Origin of the sequence: Flavihumibacter profundi, assembly GCF_020076305.1 — a bacterium.
Taxonomy (GTDB): Bacteria; Bacteroidota; Bacteroidia; order Chitinophagales; family Chitinophagaceae; genus Flavihumibacter; species Flavihumibacter profundi.
Window position 1 is genome coordinate 471,101 of sequence record NZ_JAIQXE010000002.1, and the last position, 20,144, is coordinate 491,244.

At 45.0% G+C, this 20,144-nt stretch carries 13 protein-coding genes and 1 tRNA gene; 9 read left to right on the top strand and 5 right to left on the bottom strand.

What is annotated here, in order from left to right; all coding sequences use genetic code 11:
- Positions 1-12: 12 nt before the first annotated feature.
- Positions 13-996 carry a hypothetical protein gene (locus LAQ65_RS11810; RefSeq protein ID WP_224117173.1) on the bottom strand — a complete coding sequence of 328 codons (984 nt, stop codon included), beginning with the start codon at positions 994-996 and terminating at the stop codon, positions 13-15.
- Between the two features lie 874 nt (positions 997-1,870).
- Here LAQ65_RS11810 and LAQ65_RS11815 point away from each other — a divergent pair.
- The gene (locus LAQ65_RS11815) at positions 1,871-2,314 is read left to right on the top strand and encodes a DUF3871 family protein (protein WP_224117737.1); all 444 of its coding nucleotides are present in this window, start codon (positions 1,871-1,873) and stop codon (positions 2,312-2,314) included.
- 184 nt (positions 2,315-2,498) lie between these two features.
- On the opposite strand, the gene LAQ65_RS11820 is transcribed toward LAQ65_RS11815, so the two are convergent.
- The 4 genes from LAQ65_RS11820 to LAQ65_RS11835 form a co-directional block, all read right to left on the bottom strand.
- Positions 2,499-3,722: a hypothetical protein gene (locus LAQ65_RS11820; protein ID WP_224117174.1), complete on the bottom strand. Its 1,224-nt coding sequence runs from the start codon at positions 3,720-3,722 to the stop codon at positions 2,499-2,501.
- A gap of 109 nt (positions 3,723-3,831) precedes the next feature.
- Positions 3,832-3,905: transfer RNA gene (locus LAQ65_RS11825), tRNA-Ile, on the bottom strand.
- A 92-nt stretch (positions 3,906-3,997) separates the two neighbouring features.
- Positions 3,998-4,819 carry a strictosidine synthase family protein gene (locus LAQ65_RS11830; protein WP_224117175.1) on the bottom strand — a complete coding sequence of 274 codons (822 nt, stop codon included), beginning with the start codon at positions 4,817-4,819 and terminating at the stop codon, positions 3,998-4,000.
- A gap of 19 nt (positions 4,820-4,838) precedes the next feature.
- Complete coding sequence (locus tag LAQ65_RS11835) at positions 4,839-6,029, bottom strand: PQQ-dependent sugar dehydrogenase (protein WP_224117176.1); 1,191 nt, start codon at positions 6,027-6,029, stop codon at positions 4,839-4,841.
- A gap of 198 nt (positions 6,030-6,227) precedes the next feature.
- On the opposite strand from LAQ65_RS11835, the gene LAQ65_RS11840 reads away from it, so the two are divergent.
- The 8 genes from LAQ65_RS11840 to LAQ65_RS11875 all read left to right on the top strand — a co-directional run bounded on the left by LAQ65_RS11840 (position 6,228) and on the right by LAQ65_RS11875 (position 20,119).
- On the top strand, positions 6,228-6,815 hold the full coding sequence (locus LAQ65_RS11840) for an RNA polymerase sigma-70 factor (RefSeq protein WP_224117177.1): 588 nt from the start codon (positions 6,228-6,230) through the stop codon (positions 6,813-6,815).
- 64 nt (positions 6,816-6,879) lie between these two features.
- Entirely contained in the window at positions 6,880-7,983 is a 1,104-nt protein-coding gene (locus LAQ65_RS11845; protein WP_224117178.1) for a FecR family protein, read from the top strand.
- Between the two features lie 145 nt (positions 7,984-8,128).
- A complete protein-coding gene (locus tag LAQ65_RS11850; RefSeq protein WP_224117179.1) occupies positions 8,129-11,572 on the top strand; it encodes a TonB-dependent receptor in 3,444 nt (1,147 codons plus the stop codon).
- A gap of 18 nt (positions 11,573-11,590) precedes the next feature.
- A complete protein-coding gene (locus LAQ65_RS11855) occupies positions 11,591-13,198 on the top strand; it encodes a RagB/SusD family nutrient uptake outer membrane protein (protein WP_224117180.1) in 1,608 nt (535 codons plus the stop codon).
- 29 nt (positions 13,199-13,227) lie between these two features.
- The gene (locus LAQ65_RS11860) at positions 13,228-14,067 is read left to right on the top strand and encodes a LamG domain-containing protein (RefSeq protein ID WP_224117181.1); all 840 of its coding nucleotides are present in this window, start codon (positions 13,228-13,230) and stop codon (positions 14,065-14,067) included.
- Positions 14,068-14,156: 89 nt separating this feature from the next.
- On the top strand, positions 14,157-15,377 hold the full coding sequence (locus LAQ65_RS11865) for a cytochrome c3 family protein (RefSeq protein WP_224117182.1): 1,221 nt from the start codon (positions 14,157-14,159) through the stop codon (positions 15,375-15,377).
- Positions 15,374-18,676: a VCBS repeat-containing protein gene (locus tag LAQ65_RS11870; protein WP_224117183.1), complete on the top strand. Its 3,303-nt coding sequence runs from the start codon at positions 15,374-15,376 to the stop codon at positions 18,674-18,676. The genes LAQ65_RS11865 and LAQ65_RS11870 overlap by 4 nt, the downstream gene beginning before the upstream one ends.
- A 3-nt stretch (positions 18,677-18,679) precedes the next feature.
- Positions 18,680-20,119: a glycoside hydrolase family 30 protein gene (locus LAQ65_RS11875; RefSeq protein ID WP_224117184.1), complete on the top strand. Its 1,440-nt coding sequence runs from the start codon at positions 18,680-18,682 to the stop codon at positions 20,117-20,119.
- Positions 20,120-20,144: the final 25 nt, after the last annotated feature.

A 20,144-nucleotide genomic window follows, 5' to 3' on the forward strand; every position in this document is an offset into this window, starting at 1 on the left:
AGCATTGCTGACCTATTCCGTGACAAACATACCATATCCCCATGACGATTTATTTTCAGTAACCAACTTATGTTCCGTTCCATTCTTCCAATACTTTGCTACACATGTACTTCTTGTATAATCTACGCCAACTACATAAACATCATTCCTAAAAATGCACATACCCATGGCGCCATCATTTGCCTGGGGGTCACTTATAACTGTTTCAATACCATTCTTCCAATACCTAGCTTTGTAACCCACTGCATCGGCTATTTCACCACAAACATATACATCATTGTTTGTTATACAAATAGATTCTACATATGCACCATGTGTACTTGTACCCAGTACTTTCCTAATTCCATTTTTCCACAAGATTATGGATCCATCTGTTGCTGATGCTTCGGACAATGCGATATAAATATCCCTTCCAGATACACAAATCGCAGTGGCGGCACTAAATAATACACTATCTGGAGATAAACTATATCCACTCACTCCATTCTTCCAGTATTTTGCCTTATTACCTTCATATCCGGCGAGGTAAATATCTTTACCGGAAACAAAAATAGAAAGAGCAGATGCTTTCTTTGTTCCGTCTGTCAAGGCTACCTCTGATCCATTCTTCCAATAGGTGGCATAGCTTCCATTTTTGCCAGCTATAAAAACATCAGAACCGGAAACGGATAAAGCATTCACTTCTGCATCTTTTGAACCATCAGTTAAATTAAATGGAATACTATTTATCCAATATTTTGCAGTTCGAAGGTTTCCATTGTTACCACCTCCGGCAACAATCACATCTGAACCATTAACACAAATTGCTTTAGCATAAGAGCCGCTATCTAAAACCATAAGTTGTCCATTTTTCCAGTAAACAGCAGAGGCTTTAGCTCCATCAACGTACATTTTCCCTGCAACATATATATCGGGAGTCTTCCCCTGATTAACCTCTTTTTTACATCCAATCAACAGAAAAAAGAAACTTGTAAAAATAATCAGCTTTGGAAACATAATTATTGAAATATTAATTCTGGCTAAACTATAAAAAAACTGGTACAAGTGAAATTAAACAGCAGATACATTATAAACTTTATGTAGTTGAACAGACAGGAGAAAAATATTGATTAACGAAATGAAGTAAAGATTTAACATACTTGGCAAAATAAAAAGCCAGAATTTACTAAGTGAAAACGCTTGCCATAAAGAATTTGGTAGGCTACACTAAAAACCTATGACAGGCTGTAACGTAATTCGTTCTTCATTGTCATAAAAGGAGTGCAAAGCTATCCCCATGCATAAAAATTATTTTAATCCTCTTTCCGGAATCTTAGGATTATAAGCTTTATACTTCCCTCAATATTATTGGCCTCGTTGCAGGATTGGTTACCTGTATGCTGATCCTGATATATACTTGATTAATTGAGTTTTGACAGGTATTATGAACATGCCGGCAATTTTTACCACATAAACTATAAAATAAAGTTTGGCGACAACTATTTCGATGCAGCACAAGGCCTGGCCTTGAAGGGCTCCGAAATTGTAAATGAATTTCCCTGGAGAAACAATATACACGGCTACACTGGTACGGTAGTTTTTTGGTAAAAAAAAGGAGCTGAAAAACCTGAGCGAAAACCGGGTGGGATAGGCCGATTCTACGCTGTTCGAAGTGTTTACTTTACCCTTGCTATCATGTAATCTAAATTCCGCATTGAAAGATCCGCATTCATTGGTTACCAAAGAAATCATCGCAAAAAAAATATTTCAATAAAACCGATGTAATTGGAAAGGATTTGCTGATCAATGGCACCAGTAATTTTAAGGTGACCGATGTAATAAAAGATAAACCCGTTCAATCGCATTTGAATTTTTTGTACCATTTTCTGAAATCAGCGAGAAGCACACTATCCCGGTCTTTGCGAAAGTTAATGAGCCAACGCTCAGTCACGCAGGCTTAGTTGAAGCGAGGACAGAGGTGCTTAGCGACATTTATCATGGAGAAACCATATTCAAGCCGTCGGTCTGTTTAAGCCAACCGATCAAAGGGCGAACACCAGATGCCAAGTACATGAAAGCCCAGGACCTGATGTACAATGAGCCTACCCTGTATTTCGAGCCCATTGCGTTTGCTATCGAGATCCCTTCCATTTGGGATGAAGTTAGTGGTAACAAATTGTCTTTGACCGTGGGAGTTCCAAAGCCTACAACCTGGATAACCATTACCAAAAGAAAGGCGCAGCAGAGTTTTGTTTACCAAAAACTCCAACCTTTTTATCGTAACAACGAGCCTTTTGTTATATTTTCCCATATGGTCACTTCATTTGACCGCTGATGGCGAATATATATCCCCCCCCTTTCTATTTATAAAATTTTTTATCCCGTTTAGTTATACTTAATAAATACCCTTCGATATCCACAGGATTAGGTTATTCTTTGCCAATCGCACAACGATTGTTGTATTTGACCACGCTCTTTTTTCAGGTTCCAAAAACAGGTTGGATAAACCCTCCTGGAGGTTATTGTTTTGTTTTGGGGATCCTGTAAATGGCTGCATCTCCCGGGTCGACTTCCATCGAGGGCTCATAGGCTGAGGCCGGAACAATGGTCCCGTCTTTGAGTATTTTCTGCAGTGAATCATCCCCATAGATGGTCAAATCCATGCTTTTCAGGAAGTCTTTATTGACGATGACCAGGTAATAGTTATCCCCCTTTTCCAGCAGTGATACCAGGGCGGGGGCACCGGCGGTTTCCAGTACTTTTATACCTTGCGGTAAAGCAGTAAGCCTTATTGTTCCATTGGGGATCCTGCCCCTGCCCATATGACGAACCCAGACCGGTTTGGATCCGAGAAAAACCCCTGAAAGCGCCTTAATTTCCCCGCTCATCGCTTTTACCCGGTCATAGACCACGGTTCTTTTGCCTGCGGCACTGATGGGGGCACCGCGCTGGTCTTCTGAAGAAGGTGCATTTAGCGAAGTAGCTGACCAATACGTAAAATACTGGATACCCTGCGCCCCATAGGCCAGGTCACTATAAACCTGCAACCGGATAGCTGCCAGGGTTTGCGGTGTCAGGTGATCCTCATCGTAATTGGTCGTGAGCGCAAAAGCCCAAAATGGCTTTCCTGCCCGGGTGGCCGCCTGGGAAATCTGCTCCAGGTTCTCATACCAGCTAAGCGAAAGCCGGTCCTTGAGGACGGGATAATAGTCAAAGGACAGGAAGGAGACCGGAATCTGTTTTACGGATTCGTTTACATATTCCAGGTAGCTTTTTGTACCCAGTTGGGAGGAATCCGCAATATTGGGAAACAGATTGACATAACAGAAATGCTTATTATCTATGGATTGGATCTTCCTGGCCCAATTGCCCAGTTCTGCAAAGGCAGATAGGCCAGGCTCATCCATCAGGTGATAACCCGCCAGGGCCGGATGTTTCATCAGCCGCCGGACAGTTCCTTCGGGATCTGATTTCAATTCCGGGCAGGAAGCAACGATCCTGATCCCGGCTTTTGAGGCTATATCCATCGCCTTTAGCAATTCCTCAATATTGGAATAGTTATTGACCTGGAAACTAATCCCTGCCTCCTTCATCTCCTGGTACCTGGCCAGGGAGGTTTCTGCGGCTGGAATACTATACCAGGCCAAAATGGGGAGATCTCCTGATGAAACCAATTTTTCCTGGGAAAATACCTTTCCTTGAAAAAGGAAGGCGACAATCAAGCATCCGATTAATTTTTGCATAACGGCCCTATTGAAATAATAATAACTAATCTATATCAAATAATTGAGTGCCTGGTGCAATTAAAAAAGCACCTAGCCGTGTTACCGTACTAAGTGCTTGATTTTTATGTGGGCCCTGCCGGGCTCGAACCAGCGACCCTCTGATTATGAGTCAGATGCTCTAACCAGCTGAGCTAAGGGCCCATGTCCTGACTTCACGGAAAGGACATTGAGGCCGCAAAAATATAAAAAGACAGACGAATCTGAACTTTTAAGCTAAAAATATTCCCCGGACCTTATTTTAACTGGTACGCCACCACATTATTCTTAAAGAAGGTCGGCACATATACAATTTTTTTTACTGCATCATAACCGATATCGGCCGTATTGATTTTCCCCGCCCGCACATCTAACAGTTGCTGGTAGGCACCCTTTTTGGGTACATAATAGATCACCCCTTCCCAGGAGGATACGATAAAACTATTGCCATCTATCGCTTCTATACCGTCGGTACTGGGGTTCAGTCCGGATGCCAGGACGGTGGTTTTTTTGTCCGCCCCAACTTCCAGCAATTCCCCGCTTGCCAGCACATACAATTTGCCTTTTTGGGCCAGCAACCCGTTCGGTCCTTTCAATCCGGACAGGTAGGTGCTTACTTCACCTGCTTTAAGCTGGTGGACCTTCCCCGTTTCTGTATCAGAAACATAAACAGTTCCATTTTCATCAACTGTTACATCGTTCAGGAATTTTGCACCTTCTACAGGGATCCTTTTCTTGATTTTTGCCGAAGGGATATCGATGACTGCAATTTCATCCAGGTCGGCCACATACAAAAGGTTCTTATGTCGGCCCATACCTTTTGGTGCATTCAGTCCGGAGACCCAGGCACCATTGATGATTTTGCCATCCAGCCCTAGCCTGGCTATTTCACCTTTGCCATCTTTTTTATTGTTTTCCCCGTCAATCAGGGATACATACAACAACTTGCCGGCCCCATCAAATAATACCGATTCCGGCACTGGCAGTACAGCATCCGTAGCCCATAATTTTGTCAGGGTATGTTGTGCCTTTGCATGCACGGAAAATAAAAGCAAGGCTGCTATTACTATTTGTTTCATAATATAATTATTGATTTGTTTATTTTTTACTGATACGGAATAGGATGCCACCGTCTGATACAGCGTATAATTTTCCGTTTAACTGCGTTACATCACGGATGCGTTCTTTCTGGTCGGATAACAAACTTTCTTCCCCGACAACTTTATTGTTCTCAATCACCAACCGGATAAGTTGCATGCTGCTGAGTCCGCCAATAAAGAGGTTGTTTTTCCATTCGGGAATGGCATCACCGGTATAAAATATCATGCCGCTTGGCGAAACCACCGGGTCCCAATAATATACAGGTTGCTCCATGCCTTCTTTCTGCTGGATGGAATCCCCAATCTTTCGTCCATCGTATTCAATGCCGTAAGTGATAACCGGCCAGCCATAATTTTTACCGGGTTTAATCAGGTTCAGTTCATCACCACCCCTGGGCCCGAATTCCGCTTCCCACAGGTCACCGGTAACCGGATTGATATCCAGGCTTTGCGGATTCCTGTGGCCGTAAGAATAAATCTCCGGTTTGGCATCAGCCTGGTTGACGAAAGGATTTCCCGGCGCTGGTTTGCCGTCTTTAGTGATCCTGAAAACCTTGCCCAGTCCGGAGTTCAGCCACTGCGCCTGTTTCCGGCCATCCAGGATTGACCTTTCCCCGGCGCTCACAAACAGGTAGCCATCTTTGTCAAATAACAAACGGGAACCGTAATGTGCTTCGCTCTTTAAATCGGGTGTGGCACGGAATATAACCACCGGGTTTTTAATGCTGCCGTCTGCTTCAGATAATTCCCCTTTAGCCACAGCAGTTAAATTACCCTGGCCATACTTTTCTGAAAAGGTCCAGTAAATGATTTTGTTCGTCGCAAATTCCGGATCCAATGCCAGGTCGAGTAAGCCGCCCTGCCCGCTGTCATCAACCGGTGGTAACCCTGTAATCTTTTTTAATACAGCACCATCAGCAGAAACAATATTGATGAAGCCGGACTTATCTGAAACCATCAACCTGCCGTCTGGCAATGGTACAATCGCCCATGGCCTCCCTAATTTTTCATTGATCCTTTCTACGGTAAATGGCGTAACCGTTTTTACTTTATTGATTCGCGTCTGCCCTGTAAATGCCGGCTTGTAATTGGTATTCGGCTGGTTGGGATCCACCGCGTTTTTTTTGTTGGTGCAACCTGCCTGGACTAATGTTCCGGCAACAATAGCAATGTAAAAAATCTGCTTCATTTGAATATTTGAGTGTAAAAAGTTAATCATTAATTCCCTTATATGATTTAACTAATATCAAATCTTGTGTATGATAATTAATTAAAATTGATAATTATCAATTTTAAAAACATGCACAAACAGGCGAAAAAAAATATCGGCAAAATGCATCATTATTGTACATTTAATTGCCTTTGATTAATAACGATTAGTAGACAAATGATTGCTTCAGCCAGAATACAATTCCTGAAGGAACGTATTGCGCGTTTCAACGACCAGCAGGCCTACAAGGAATTATTTGTCGCATTTTTTCCCCCTTTGCTAAAGTTTGCCATGGGCTTTACCCGCGGAAGGCAGCCGGCTGAAGAAATTGTTTCCGATGTTTTTATCAGCATCTGGGAAAAAAGGTCAAGGCTTGAACATATCAGCAGCCTTAAGTTATATCTCTATACAACTACGCGTAACAAATCCCTGAATTATCTTTCCCGCGAAAACCGTGTCTTATTGACAGACCTCAGCGAATTGCCGGTGGAACTGGGCAACCTGCCATTGGACCCGGAAAGGATGATGATTACGGCAGAAATGAAAAAAATGATCAGGGAGGTAATAGACCGCCTTCCTGCCAGGTGCAGGCTGATTTTCAAACTGGTTAAGGAAGATGAATTAAAATACCGCGAAGTGGCAGAGCTGCTGAAAATTTCCCCTAAAACAGTAGAGGCCCAAATGACCATCGCCCTAAAAAGGATTGGCGAGGCCGTTAAATTTGATATCAACAAAACCGTTTCAGCCACTACCGGTAAAAAATAAATTTAACATTGCTTTAGGGGTATGCCCCTCGTTTCTGTGTCATACTCGGCACAACCAGCATTACATGACACAGGACAGGATTTGGGAATTATTGGCCAAGAAATTGGCAGGCGAGGCCACAGTGCATGAGCTGGAAGAATTGGAAGAGATGTTGCGTGAGTCACCTGGTATGCATTATCCATTTCAGACGATCTCGGATTTATGGTTTCACCATCCCGTCCAGTCTGAAGACGCCTTTGCTGCTTATGAAAAGCATATAGCCCGGATGAAAGAGCTGGGCGTTAATCTTGATGCTGACCAGGAGGCCGAACCGGAAGAAATTTATCCATCCGAAGGAAGCAGGTCCCGGAAATTCCTTTGGCTTTCGCTGGCTCTTGTCTTAATCACCGGGGCAATATATTACTGGTATCCTTCCGGGGTGAAGCCGGCAATAGCCAAAGAGAGCCTGTCATCGCAGGGAAATGAAGTGTCTACCCGCAATGGGTCTAAATCGAAAATCACGCTCCCCGATGGCAGCCAGGTCTGGTTGAACTCAGGAAGCAAATTGACGTATAGTAAAGAATTCGGTTCGGTATTAAGAGAAGTTACATTAACAGGTGAAGCCTTTTTTGATGTGGTAAAAAATCCGGCAAAACCTTTCCTTATCCACGCCAGGAATATCAATATACGCGTGGTTGGAACTGCCTTTAACGTAAAATCTTATCCCGGTGATAAAACCACCGAAACCAGCCTTATCAGGGGAATTATTGAAGTCAGGATAAATAACCGGCCCAAAGAAAAAATTATCCTTAAACCAAATGAAAAACTGGTTGTGGCGGTGGATGACAAACCCCTGGAGAAAACCCTGAAACCCAGGCTGGCAGCTGTCCATAAAACACCCCAGGTGGTTATTGACAGTATCAGTTATATGCCGGTTGACAGTACGGTAATAGAAACCTCCTGGATGGAAGGAAAATTGATTTTCAGGGATGAATCTTTCCAGGAACTGGCCTTGAAAATGGAACGCTGGTATGGGGTTACTTTCCAGTTTTCAGACAATCGCCTGGATCAACTTCGTTTCACGGGAGTCTTCCAGGATGAAACATTACAACAGGCACTCAGGGCACTTAAAATAACTGCACCATTTTCCTATAAAATTGACAAGGGAAAAGTAATTATATCACCATAACAAAAACAAAAAAACGATTGTGTATGCCAGAAAACAGCACCTAAAAAAACGGGAAATGCGCTAACATTTCCCGCGGGAAAAACAGGTAGAAATCAACCCGTGCAAAAGTTGATAAACCATTTTTTTAACCCTAATTGCTCAAAATATGAAAAAAACGTCACTTGGTGAAGCCACCAGGCTGAACCCGGGTATGTTAAAGTTTGTCCGAATCATGAAATTGACCGCTCTATGTATGCTGATTTGTTGCCTGCAGGTCTCTGCAGCTGGCTTTTCCCAAACGAAAGTCAGCCTGAAACTGGAAGGCATTAATATCAAAAAAGCGCTGAATGTTATTGAACGGAAGTCGAGTTACCGGTTTTTGTATAACCAGGCTTTGTTCAGCGAAAATACCACGGTAGATATTAAGGCGGTGAACGAAGATGTCACTAGTGTTTTGGATAAAATGCTCAGTAACACAGCTCTTACCTATGAGGTGCTGGATAATTACCTTGTTGTGTTTAAATACAAGGGAGAGGAATTCCTCCAGCAAAAAGTTACGGGAAGGGTAACGGATGCAGCAGGCAATCCCATACCGGGAGCCTCCATACGTATTAAAGGAACTTCCGGGGGAACTTCTGCAGACAATGCAGGAAATTTCTCCATTACTGTACCTGAAAATGCATTGCTGATCATTTCCAGTGTCGGCTTTGAAGACATGGAAGTATCGGTATCCGGTAAAACCATCCTGAACATTACTTTGCAGGGTTCCAAAAAACTGCAGGACGAAATAGTAGTGATTGGTTATGGTACTGCTTCTAAAAGGGACCTCACAGGTTCTATTACCAAGATCTCCGGTAAGGAAGTGGCCGATAAGCCTAACAGCAACCCCGTTGCTTCCCTGCAGGGTAAGGTTGCCGGTATGTATGTCGTTAATAACGGTACACCCGGTGCCAGTCCGGATATTCGGATACGTGGTACCGTGAGTATCGGCCAGGTCGCTCCTCTCTATGTTGTTGATGGTATTTTCAACGACAACATCGACTACCTGAACCCGAATGATATCGAATCGATCGAAGTGTTGAAAGACGCTTCCTCCCTCGCTATTTTCGGGGTGAAAGGGGCTACAGGGGTGATTGCCATCACTACCAAGAAAGCCAAAGCCGGTACTGTCAGCGTGAACTTCAATACCACCTATGGTTTCAAGCAGCTGACCGATAAGATCAAAATGGCCAATGCCAGCGAGTTCGCAACTTTATTTGCCGAGGAAAGGGCCAATAACGGCGTTACGGAACCTTTCGATTATACTGGCCTCAGCGCTAATACAAACTGGATCGACGCAGTGACCAGGACGGCTAATTACGGTACCAGTAACCTGCGCATATCAGGCAGTACTGAAAAAAATAAATTCAACCTGGGTGTCGGCTATATTTCCGATGAGGGTATTATCCGCCACGAAAAGCTGGAGAAATGGCTGATGGCACTGAATGATGAACTTAAAGTGAGCAAGGCCGTCAAAGTAGGGGTGAACCTCAATATCTCCCGCCAGAATAATCCATATGATGCTACCTGGGTGCTCGATGCTGCCAGGAAAGTAATTCCCCAGGTTTCTTCTGGTACCAAGCGCTTTTTGGTTAAAGACCCCTACAGTCCCGATAGCCTGAATACCGATATTTATTCCGGCCTTGATGTGGGCCTGCAATCTTCAGGCGTTGTGAACCCCCTGTTGCAACTGGAAAATGAATGGAATAAGACGGTCAATATCGAATACCGCACCGTAGGTAGTGTATATGGTGAAGTGAACTTCGCAAAGAATTTCAATTTCCGCGCTACCCTTTATGGTGATATGAGTACCGTGGACAAGCGCCAGTATACACCCTTGTATTATGCGTATAACCCGAAAGATGATGTGCCGTATTTATATAGCCAGAATACTTCTGTCAGGGAAGATATTAACAACTACCGCAAATTCCAGCAGGATTATATCCTGAATTATAAGAAGAATTTCGGTGACCATGGACTGACCCTTACCGGTGGTTTCACTACTTATTATTTCGGCAATTTCAACCGTGCCACCAAAGTGAGCCAGTTCACCGGTCCAACGGCCCTGCCGATCCCGAATGACAAGCGTTTCTGGTATATCAATAATGGATTCGGTGATCCCACCAGCGCTTCTGAAATTTCCTCAGGATCCAACCAGAGTGAATACTCCACCGTTTCCTTCCTGGGAAGGGCATTGTATAACTACAAGAGCAAGTATTTCCTGAATGCTTCCATCCGGAATGATGCGTCTTCAAGGCTTCCTGAAGCCAACCGTAACCAGGTATTCTGGGCTTTAGGTGCTGCCTGGGACATGACCCGGGAGGATTTTATGAGGAACCAGAAAATCTTTGATTTCCTGAAACTGAAAACCTCCATTGGTGTACTGGGTAACCAAACCGCTTCAAGGCTTGACGGCACTCCGCTTAACTATCCATTCTATCCCAACCTGTTGACTGGTAACAATGCTGTTTTCGGCACAAATGTTTATTCTGCTGCTGAACGCGAATATATCCCGAACCCTAACCTGAAATGGGAAACCGTTACAGCGTTTGAGGTCGGCGTGGAAGCGAACGCTTTCCAGAACAGGTTGCATTTTGAAGCCAACTATTACGACCGCACCACCAATAACCTGATGACTTTCGTGGATCGGTCACAGTTAGGCCTGAAGAATGAACTGGTGAACGGCGGTAGCCTGCGGAACTGGGGTGAGGAATTTGCAGCCAGCTGGAACCAGGCAATCAACAAAGATTTCAGCATAAACATCGGTGGTAATATTACTTTCCTGAAAAACAAAGTGCTGAGCCTTAGTGAGGAACTGCCTACCGGCTTCCTCTCCAGGTCTTTCATGAACAATGGAAGCGCCGAAAGCCGCACCGTTCCCGGTATGCCGATCGGTTCTTTCTATGGTTACGAAGTGGCTGGTATCTACCAGAGCTATGCTGATATCCTCGCCTCACCGGTCGCTTCTTCTATAGGCGCTTATCGTCCCGGTGATTTCAAATTCAAGGACCTCGCAGGTCCCGGTAGTAAAGGCCCGGATGGACAAATCACTTCCGACGACCGCACTTTTATCGGTAACCCCACACCGAAATTCACCTATGGCGGGTCCATTAACCTGACCTATAAAGGGTTCAACCTTGGCCTTGATTTTAACGGTGTATATGGTAACCAGATCTTCCGTACCTGGGGATCACTGGAATCACCTTTCCAGCGTGTGAATTATTCAGCTGACAAAATGGGCCGCTGGCATGGCGCCGGTACCTCCAACTGGGTGCCACTTGTTAGCCAGGGTGATCGCTTCAACTACAACGGGTCTACTTATAATATCGAAGACGGTAGTTACTTCAGGCTGAGAAATATCCAATTGGGCTACAATTTCCAGCGTCGGTTAATCGAGCCTTTAAAAATCGAAAATCTTCGGGTCTTTGCTAACGTTCAAAACTTGAAAACCTGGAAGAACAGTACCGGCTACACCGCTGAATACGGTGGAGATGCCACTGCTTTCGGGTATGACAATGCAGGTGGCGCTATTCCCATGGTTACCACCTTCGGCTTGAACGTAACATTTTAAACGATTAAACGCAGTTGTATGAAAAGAAGTAAAAAAATAGTTTGGATAATGGGCATCACCATTCCCCTGATAGTGTTTGCCGTAGGATGTTCCAAGTTCCTCGATCGTAAACCACTTACAGCTACGCTCGATGACTTGCACCAGGGTAGCCTGGAAGGGCAGGTCCTGGGTATGTATACCATTCTGAGAACCTATGCCGGCTTTTCTACCCTTCCCTGGATTGATTTCCACAGCATCCGTGATGATGATGCGCAGAAAGGCAGTGATGCCAATGATGGTCGGGAAGTTATTACCGAGTTTGAAACTTTCCAGTACACCAAAGACGACTGGGCGCCAAATACTTATTGGAATGACCACTACGCGATGATTAATAATGCTAATGCTGCTATTGCCGAAGCAAAAGCTAATAATGTTTCAGATGAGCCCTCATTAAGGAACGTTGGTGAAGCAAGTTTCTTCCTCGCTTATTCCTATTTCGAACTGGTGAAAACCTATGGCGAAGTGCCATTGTTCAAAGAACCGATCCTCAGTCCGTCAGATGGCATTAAAGACAAGTCGCCCATCAAGGATATCTATGAATTCATTGATTCAAACCTGGCAGTTGCGGTGAAATACCTGCCTTTGAATGCCTCTGCTTATGGTACCGGTTACGATGGCCGGCTTACCAGTGGTGCCGCTAATACACTATGGGCACAGTCTTACTTGTTCAGGCCAATTGATCTTTCCCCGGACAAATGGAACAAAGTGAAAGACCTGTGTACCGCTGTTATCGAATCTAACCAGTACAAACTGGCCGATAATTTCTCTAATATCTGGCGCGATGGCGTTGATGGTGCAGGCAAAAACACAAGGGAGTCCATTTGGGAAATGCAGGCTAATGTGGGTGAAAAAGGGCAGAGTAATTCAGCTGTAGATAATGGATCGGGCTGGGGCACCTGTCAGCAGGTTCGCCAGAACGGAGCCTCGAATGACTGGAACCTGGGCTGGGGCTGGAATACGCCAACACAAAACCTTGTAGACGCCTGGCCTGATGATGACCCCCGTAAAAAGCAAACCATCCTGTACTCAGGTGAGTCAGATGGTGGTACAGCTTTGGGTGGTTTTGGGGCTACACTGCCGGCCTATACCAATCCCGATGGCACTGGTGGACTTGCACAGAAATACTGGAATAAAAAACTCTATACGGGTAATGATCCCGCTATGCGCTCTTTAACCGGGTTTATCAATAACAATGGCGCTGCCGGATGGATCAACCACAGGATATTGCGTTATGCCGATGTATACCTGATGCGGGCCGAAGCATTGAATGAACTTGGTGATGGTCCGGGTGCAGCAGCCGACCTGGAGGTCATCCGTAATCGCGCCAGTGGCGGTCTCGGACCCAACCGTGATATTGTAAAGCCTATCCCGTATGTTAGCCATGACCAGATGCTTACAGCTATCAAGAATGAACGCCGCTGGGAATTTGCGTTGGAGGGCTACCGATTCTATGACCTGGTGCGTTGGGGGGATGCGGATAATGTGTTATCCGGACTGGGCTATACCCACCGGTGCCGCTATTATCCGATTCCGCAGAAAGCCATAGACCTCACGGGCAATGTGCTTAAGCAGAACCCCGAATGGTAATTTTTATCAGTACACTAAAACATTTAAGGATGAAAAATATATTCAGATTATCCCTGTTGGGTATGCTGGTAATACTGATAGGGGGTAGTTGCCAAAAAACTTCCAGGCCCCCTCTTGGGGATTATCCGGTGGATGCAAATCCACCAGGCGGACCATTAAAATTTTATACAGCTTTTGATGGCACAACCGATAACCCCCTGATGAACGCAGTGGATAGCATAAGGGCAAATTTTCCCAGCGCTAATCCGCTCACTTCTATTCCTGGGGTAAGCGGACAGGCAGTGCAGGGTGCATCCGGCGTAGCCATTAATTATCCTTCTGCCAACGATTTTAAAACCGCTACCAGCTTCACCCTGGCCTTCTGGGTAAAGCGGTCAGTGAACACCAATACGGAGTTTTATTTTTCGTTGAAGGATGATACGTATGGCTGGTCGCACAGTGCCATCTTCCTGCTAGTGGAACATGGTACGGACACAGCAGCCAGCTTTAAAGTGGGCCTGATGGACCAATGGATGGAATTCCCCGATTCCCATCAGTTCCATGAACCTTTGCTCGATGGCAACTGGCATCACCTGGCAATTGTCTATGATGAAACAACTTCCCAGATGGCCTATTATTTCGATGGCGAGCAGGTTACCGATGTGCCGGCTTCAGCCCTGAATGTCACCAAAAATGGCCAGCCACGCGGACCGCTTGACCTGACGAAAGCCACCAACTTCGTAATTGGGGGCTGGAATAAACATGCAGGTTTGTCGGGACCTACAGACGACTGGGTCAGCTCCTTCGGCGGAGCCATGGACCAGTTCAGGGTATACGGGAAAGTCCTGACCCCAACCGAAATCAAGGATTTATTTACCAATAAGCAGTAAGTGTAAATACAGATCAGCAAAAAAGGGTTGCATGAAATAATTGCGACCCTTTTTTACTCCCGAAATCATGGCCTATTTATATGAGTGGAATGGATAAATACAGGCGCTCCATTATTACCATGGTAACAATTGTTATGATGGTGGCCCTACTTACAAAATGTATCGGCAGGCAAAACCAGGAAGAAGTTAAAACATCGGACTGGCCTGAGTTTGCAGGATCAGCAGCCTGTGAAGGTTGCCATAAGGATATTTATGCGGCCCATATTAAAACCGCCCATTTCCTCACTACAAAACCTGCCACTGAAACTTATATTAAAGGCAGTTTCGCTGCCGGGAAAAATAAATTCCTGTTTAATAATGGGATGGAAGTGGCCATGGAAAAAAGAAATGACAGCTTTTACCAGGTTGCCTACCTCAATGGTATTGAAAAGAAAATAAGGCGTTTCGATATCGTTATAGGATCAGGTACAAAAGGTCAGAGTTTCCTGAACTGGAAAGGCAACAGGCTGTTTCAAATGCCAATTACTTATTTTACTGCAGCTGACCAATGGTCCAATAGTCCGGGTTACCCCGGTAAAGCTGCTTTTGACCGGCCAATTACCTCCCGTTGCATGGAATGCCATACCACTTACGCTGAAGTTATTTCACCAATAGGAAAAGAACCCGAAGCATTTGACCGGAATAAAATCCTGTATGGTGTGGATTGTGAAAAATGCCATGGCCCCGCTGCCCTGCACGTCGAATTCCAGACAAAAAACCCACTGGATACTACCGGGAAATACATAGTAAAACCGGAACAGCTAAGCAGGCAGCAGAACCTTGACCTGTGTGCTTTATGCCATGGCGGGAGACTGGTGAAGACAAGCCCTTCTTTTTCCTTTACTGCAGGAGATACCTTGTCAAAATATTTTGCGATAGACACCTCCCGCAAAAATGTTGCTGACATTGATGTGCATGGCAACCAGTATGGACTGCTTGCATCGAGCAAATGTTTTAACAAGAGCCAGATGACCTGTTCCTCCTGTCATAATACCCATGAAAATGAAAAAGGGAAACTGGAAGTATTTTCCCAACGCTGTTTGTCCTGCCATAAACAGGAAGATGGAAAGCAGTGTAAGCTTTTTGCAAAGCTTGGCCCGGTGATCAATAAAGACTGTATTGACTGCCATATGCCGAAGCAGGCGTCAAGGTCTATTGCCGTTTTCCTGCAGGGGGAAAACATACCCACGCCGGCCTTATTACGGACGCATTTTATCAGTATATATCCTGAAGAAACGAAAAAGGTACAGGGGAAAATGGCCAAAAAATGAATTTTAAAATAATTGAGGTGAACAGAAATATTTTCTTTTATACGGTAATGCTGGGTCTTCTTTTGGCTTCCTGTCGCCAGGAAAACAAACAGTTTTCCAGTGTTTCCCCGTCAGCTTCGCATATCCAATTTGAAAACAAACTGGAAAAGCATAAATTATTCAGTATCCTGTATTACCTGTATTATTATAACGGTGGCGGCGTGGCAACCGGCGATATTAATAATGACGGCTTAGCTGATATCTACTTTACAGCGAATAACAAAGGCGGCAATAAATTATACCTGAATAAAGGCAATTTCGAATTTGAAGACATCACCGAAAAAGCCGGTGTGGCCGGGACTTCAGACTGGTGCACGGGCGTTACCATGGCCGATATAAATGGTGATGGCTTGCTCGATATTTATGTTTCGGCTGTTGCTAATCGCTATGGCCTTAAAGGACGGAATGAACTGTATATCAACAAAGGCAATGGCCATTTTGCAGAAAGCGCAGCAGCGTATGGATTAGATGCTTCCTGCTTCACCACGCAGACCGCTTTCTTCGATTATGATCACGATGGCGACCTCGATTGTTATATACTTAACCAGTCGCATCACCCCCACGCAAATATTACCGACACCAGTTTCAGGCACAAGTACGATTCCCTTTCAGGTGACCGGTTATTAAGGAATGATATCAGTACAACCGGGAAATTTACCGATGTTTCTGCCCAGGCCGGAATTTACCAAAGCAGCCTGGGGTACGGGCTTGGCATTGCTATTGGTGACCTTAATAATGATGGCTGGGATGATATATATATTGGCAATGATTTTCATGAAAATGATTATTACTATGTAAATAATGGCAATGGCACATTCACTGAAAGCGGTGCCGGCCACTTCAGGCATTATAGCCGATTCAGCATGGGTAATGATATCGCCGATTATAATAACGACGGACAACTGGATGTGGTTACAGTAGATATGTTACCTTCTGATGAAAAAATTTTAAAGACCTATGGTAGTGATGAGAACCCCGACACTTACAAATTCAAACTGGAGAAAAATGGCTACCAGCAACAGTATTCAAAGAATTGCCTTCAAAGGAATAATGGGAATGGTACGAGTTTCAGTGACATAAGCCTCATGGCTGGTGTATCGGCTACCGATTGGAGCTGGTGCCCGCTGATTGCGGACTTTGATAATGATGGCCGCAAGGATTTGTTTATTACCAGTGGAATTGTAAGGAGGCCTGTTGACCTGGATTATGTAAGATTTGTTTCCGACCTGGACGTTAAGAAAGGAAGGCAGGAAACTGATGCATACGATGAAGCCGCAATTAGCGGGATGCCGGATGGCGCCTCGCATCCTTATTTTTACAAAGGGATGGATGACCATAACTTCCAGGATAAAAGTGCAGACTGGGGAACAGCAAAACTGAAAGGATATTTTAATGGCGCTTCCTATGCAGACCTGGATAATGACGGAGACCTCGACCTCGTGATCAATAGCATCAATTCGCCTGCACTGGTGCTGAAAAATACTGTTGAAAAGAAAAATTATATCCGGTTCAACCTTAAAGGAAACGCTCCAAATACATTTGGTATTGGCGCAAAAATTTACCTGTTTTCAAAAGGTAAAATGCAATTCCAGCAAGTGATGGCTACCCGCGGATTCCAGTCAGCCAGTGACACACGGCCCTTATTTGGCCTGGATAGCGCAGCAACCATTGACAGCCTGCTTGTCGTATGGCCGGGCCAGGATTTCCAGCTGTTGAAAAATATTAAGGCGGGTCAAACATTCACTTTGCAGGAATCAGCTGCTAGCGGCCGGTTTGATCATAATGTATTTTTTGCACCACAACCGCCCGTTTTGTCTGATGCAGGCATCAATGCAGGTTTCAGGCACAAGGAAAATAATTTCTATGATTACAATGTGCAGTACCTGATCCCGCATGGTGAATCAACCCGCGGGCCAAAGCTGGCAGTGGCCGATGTAAATGGCGACGGCCTCGATGATTTTTATGTCTGTGGTGCCAGCGGACAGGAAGGTCAACTAATGTTGCAATCGCATGACGGTCAATTCACCAAAACCGAACAACCTGCTTTTGCCGTATCAGCATTTGCAGAAGATGTCGACGCTATTTTCTTTGATGCAGATAATGATGGTGACCAGGACCTCTATGTGGTAGCCGGTGGAAATGAATACCCCGATGGAAATCCGCTACTGGCTGACAGGCTTTATATCAATAATGGGAAGGGCAATTTCAGCCTTGATAGTGATGCCCTGCCAAAAATACTGACCAACAAATCTTGTGTCTCTGCTGCCGATATTGATAAAGACGGGGATATTGATTTGTTTGTTGGCGGACTTGCCAACGCAAAAGCCTATGGACTTCCGCAGGATGCTTACTTACTGCTCAATGATGGTAAAGGTAAATTCAAAGTGGCCGATGGATCCATTATTGCTTCTGGTAAACTGGGTATCGTTACCGCATCTTCTTTTGCAGATTTCGATAAAGATGGTTATCCCGACCTGGTGGTCTCCGGCGAATGGATGCCCGTTAAAATTTTCCATAACGATAAAGGACACTTTATTGCCATGGATATCGCTAAATCCACCGGCCTCTGGCAATCCGTGGTAACAACAGATATAAATGGGGATGGGTTTCCCGATATACTTGCCGGCAACTGGGGCCACAATTCCAAATTGTTTGCCGGTAAAAACGGACCGGTGAAATTGTATGTTAAGGATTTTGATAACAATGGTTCAATAGAGCAGGTCATGGCTTATACCGTGGATGGAAAGGAATACCCCTTCCTGGCAAAGGATGAACTGGAGCGCGCACTGCCGGTATTGAAAAAGGCCTACCTGAAATACAGCGAGGTGGCCGGGAAAACAGTTGACTATATTTTATACGACCTGTTCAAGGATTATACCGAACTTAAAGCGGAGACATTATCCTCTACCTGTTTTATCAATGACGGCAAGGGAAATTTTACAGCAACTGTCCTGCCCGATGCCCTGCAGGAAGCCCCTGTCTTTTCTTTCACCCGGCTTGATACAGGATCAGGAACTTCATTTTTAGCTGCCGGGAATTTTTATAACGTCGTTCCTTTTGAAGGCCGGTATGATGCGCTTTGCCCTACGTTTTTTTCTTACCAAAAAAACCCTGCTGGTATTATTAGTAAAAGCAAACTCCCCGCCATTAGTGGGGAAATAAGGGATTTAAAATGGTTGCAGATGGCAGGAGGAAAAAAACTGCTGGCCATCGCCCGCAATAATGATACGATGCTTTTTCTCAAACTTAATAACGAATAGTTCATGATTAAGACACACCGATTTAACTGGATCATCATTTGTTGTATTGGGTTGATCTCCATTCATTCCGAATGTAATAAAATTTCCTCCGGTTCACCCGGTGTATCTGGTTCGCCGGCTAAGGTATCCACCTGGATTACAAAGGGTGACCAGTCAGTACTCTTACAAAAGCAGGCCAATGATATTTCCTTTGCAAAGCCTGCCAATAATCTTCCTGCCATTGAAATAGACAGCGCAACTTCATTTCAAACAATTGATGGATTTGGGTTTGCTTTAACCGGCGGTAGTGCTTCACTGATTAACACACTCGCTGCGCCACAAAAAGCAGCACTCTTACAGGAGTTGTTTGGCCAGGGTGATAACGCCATTGGTATTAGCTATCTCCGCATCAGTATCGGCGCTTCTGACCTTGATCCGGAAGTCTTTAGTTATGACGATCTTCCTGCAGGACAAACTGATCCCGGCCTGGAACATTTTAGCCTCAATAAGGACAGGGAAAACCTGGTCCCATTGCTGAAAGAAATTATCGCAATTAACCCCGCGATTAAAATCATGGGCTCTCCCTGGAGCCCGCCAACCTGGATGAAGGATAATGGCCAGTCAAAAGGGGGCAGCCTGCTCCCGCAATATTTTGAAACGTATGCCCGTTACCTGGTTAAATACCTGCAGCAAATGAAAGCGGAAGGCGTTTCAATTGAGGCTATAACGCCACAGAATGAACCGCTTCACCCGGGCAATAACCCAAGTTTGCTGATGCTGGAAAAAGACCAGGCAGAGTTTATTAAAACTGCATTGGGACCTGCTTTTAAAGCGGCTGGCATCAAAACCAAAATCATCATTTATGACCATAACCTCGACCGCCCCGATTACCCGATTTATATATTGAATGATCCGGGTGCCAGTCAATATGTGGATGGCAGCGCTTTTCATTTGTATGCAGGCGACGTCAGTGCCATGTCCAAAGTGCATAATGCGCACCCCGATAAGAACCTTTATTTTACCGAACAATGGTCGGGTGCCAATGAAAGTTTTGATGGCAACCTGTTCTGGCATACCAGGAATGTGATTATCGGAACAACCCGCAACTGGAGCAGGATCGCACTGGAATGGAACCTGGCCAGTGATCCCGCATATAATCCGCATACTCCCGGTGGTTGCACCGAATGCAAGGGGGCGCTCACTATTGGCAGTGGATCATTTAAGCGAAATGCGTCTTATTATATCATAGCCCATGCTGCCAAATTTGTTCCGGCAGGGTCCAGGCGTATTGCCAGCAACCTGTTGCCCGGCATAGATAATGTTGCCTTTTTAACACCGGCCGGTAAAAAAGTATTGATTGTTGTGAATGACAGGAATACCGAGGTTGATTTTAATATTTCCTTTAATGGCCTGGCTGCTCCAATAAAACTGCCCGCTGCTGCTGTGGCGACTTATGTTTGGTGAGACGGTAATGGCAGGAAATAATCCC

Coding starts and splice junctions, on each gene's coding strand:
- LAQ65_RS11810 (WP_224117173.1), bottom strand. CDS start 996: ATGTTTCCAAAGCTGATTATTTTTACAAGTTTCTTTTTTCTGTTGATT.
- LAQ65_RS11820 (WP_224117174.1), bottom strand. CDS start 3,722: ATGCAAAAATTAATCGGATGCTTGATTGTCGCCTTCCTTTTTCAAGGA.
- LAQ65_RS11830 (WP_224117175.1), bottom strand. CDS start 4,819: ATGAAACAAATAGTAATAGCAGCCTTGCTTTTATTTTCCGTGCATGCA.
- LAQ65_RS11835 (WP_224117176.1), bottom strand. CDS start 6,029: ATGAAGCAGATTTTTTACATTGCTATTGTTGCCGGAACATTAGTCCAG.
- LAQ65_RS11840 (WP_224117177.1), top strand. CDS start 6,228: ATGATTGCTTCAGCCAGAATACAATTCCTGAAGGAACGTATTGCGCGT.
- LAQ65_RS11845 (WP_224117178.1), top strand. CDS start 6,880: ATGACACAGGACAGGATTTGGGAATTATTGGCCAAGAAATTGGCAGGC.
- LAQ65_RS11850 (WP_224117179.1), top strand. CDS start 8,129: ATGAAAAAAACGTCACTTGGTGAAGCCACCAGGCTGAACCCGGGTATG.
- LAQ65_RS11855 (WP_224117180.1), top strand. CDS start 11,591: ATGAAAAGAAGTAAAAAAATAGTTTGGATAATGGGCATCACCATTCCC.
- LAQ65_RS11860 (WP_224117181.1), top strand. CDS start 13,228: ATGAAAAATATATTCAGATTATCCCTGTTGGGTATGCTGGTAATACTG.
- LAQ65_RS11865 (WP_224117182.1), top strand. CDS start 14,157: ATGGATAAATACAGGCGCTCCATTATTACCATGGTAACAATTGTTATG.
- LAQ65_RS11870 (WP_224117183.1), top strand. CDS start 15,374: ATGAATTTTAAAATAATTGAGGTGAACAGAAATATTTTCTTTTATACG.
- LAQ65_RS11875 (WP_224117184.1), top strand. CDS start 18,680: ATGATTAAGACACACCGATTTAACTGGATCATCATTTGTTGTATTGGG.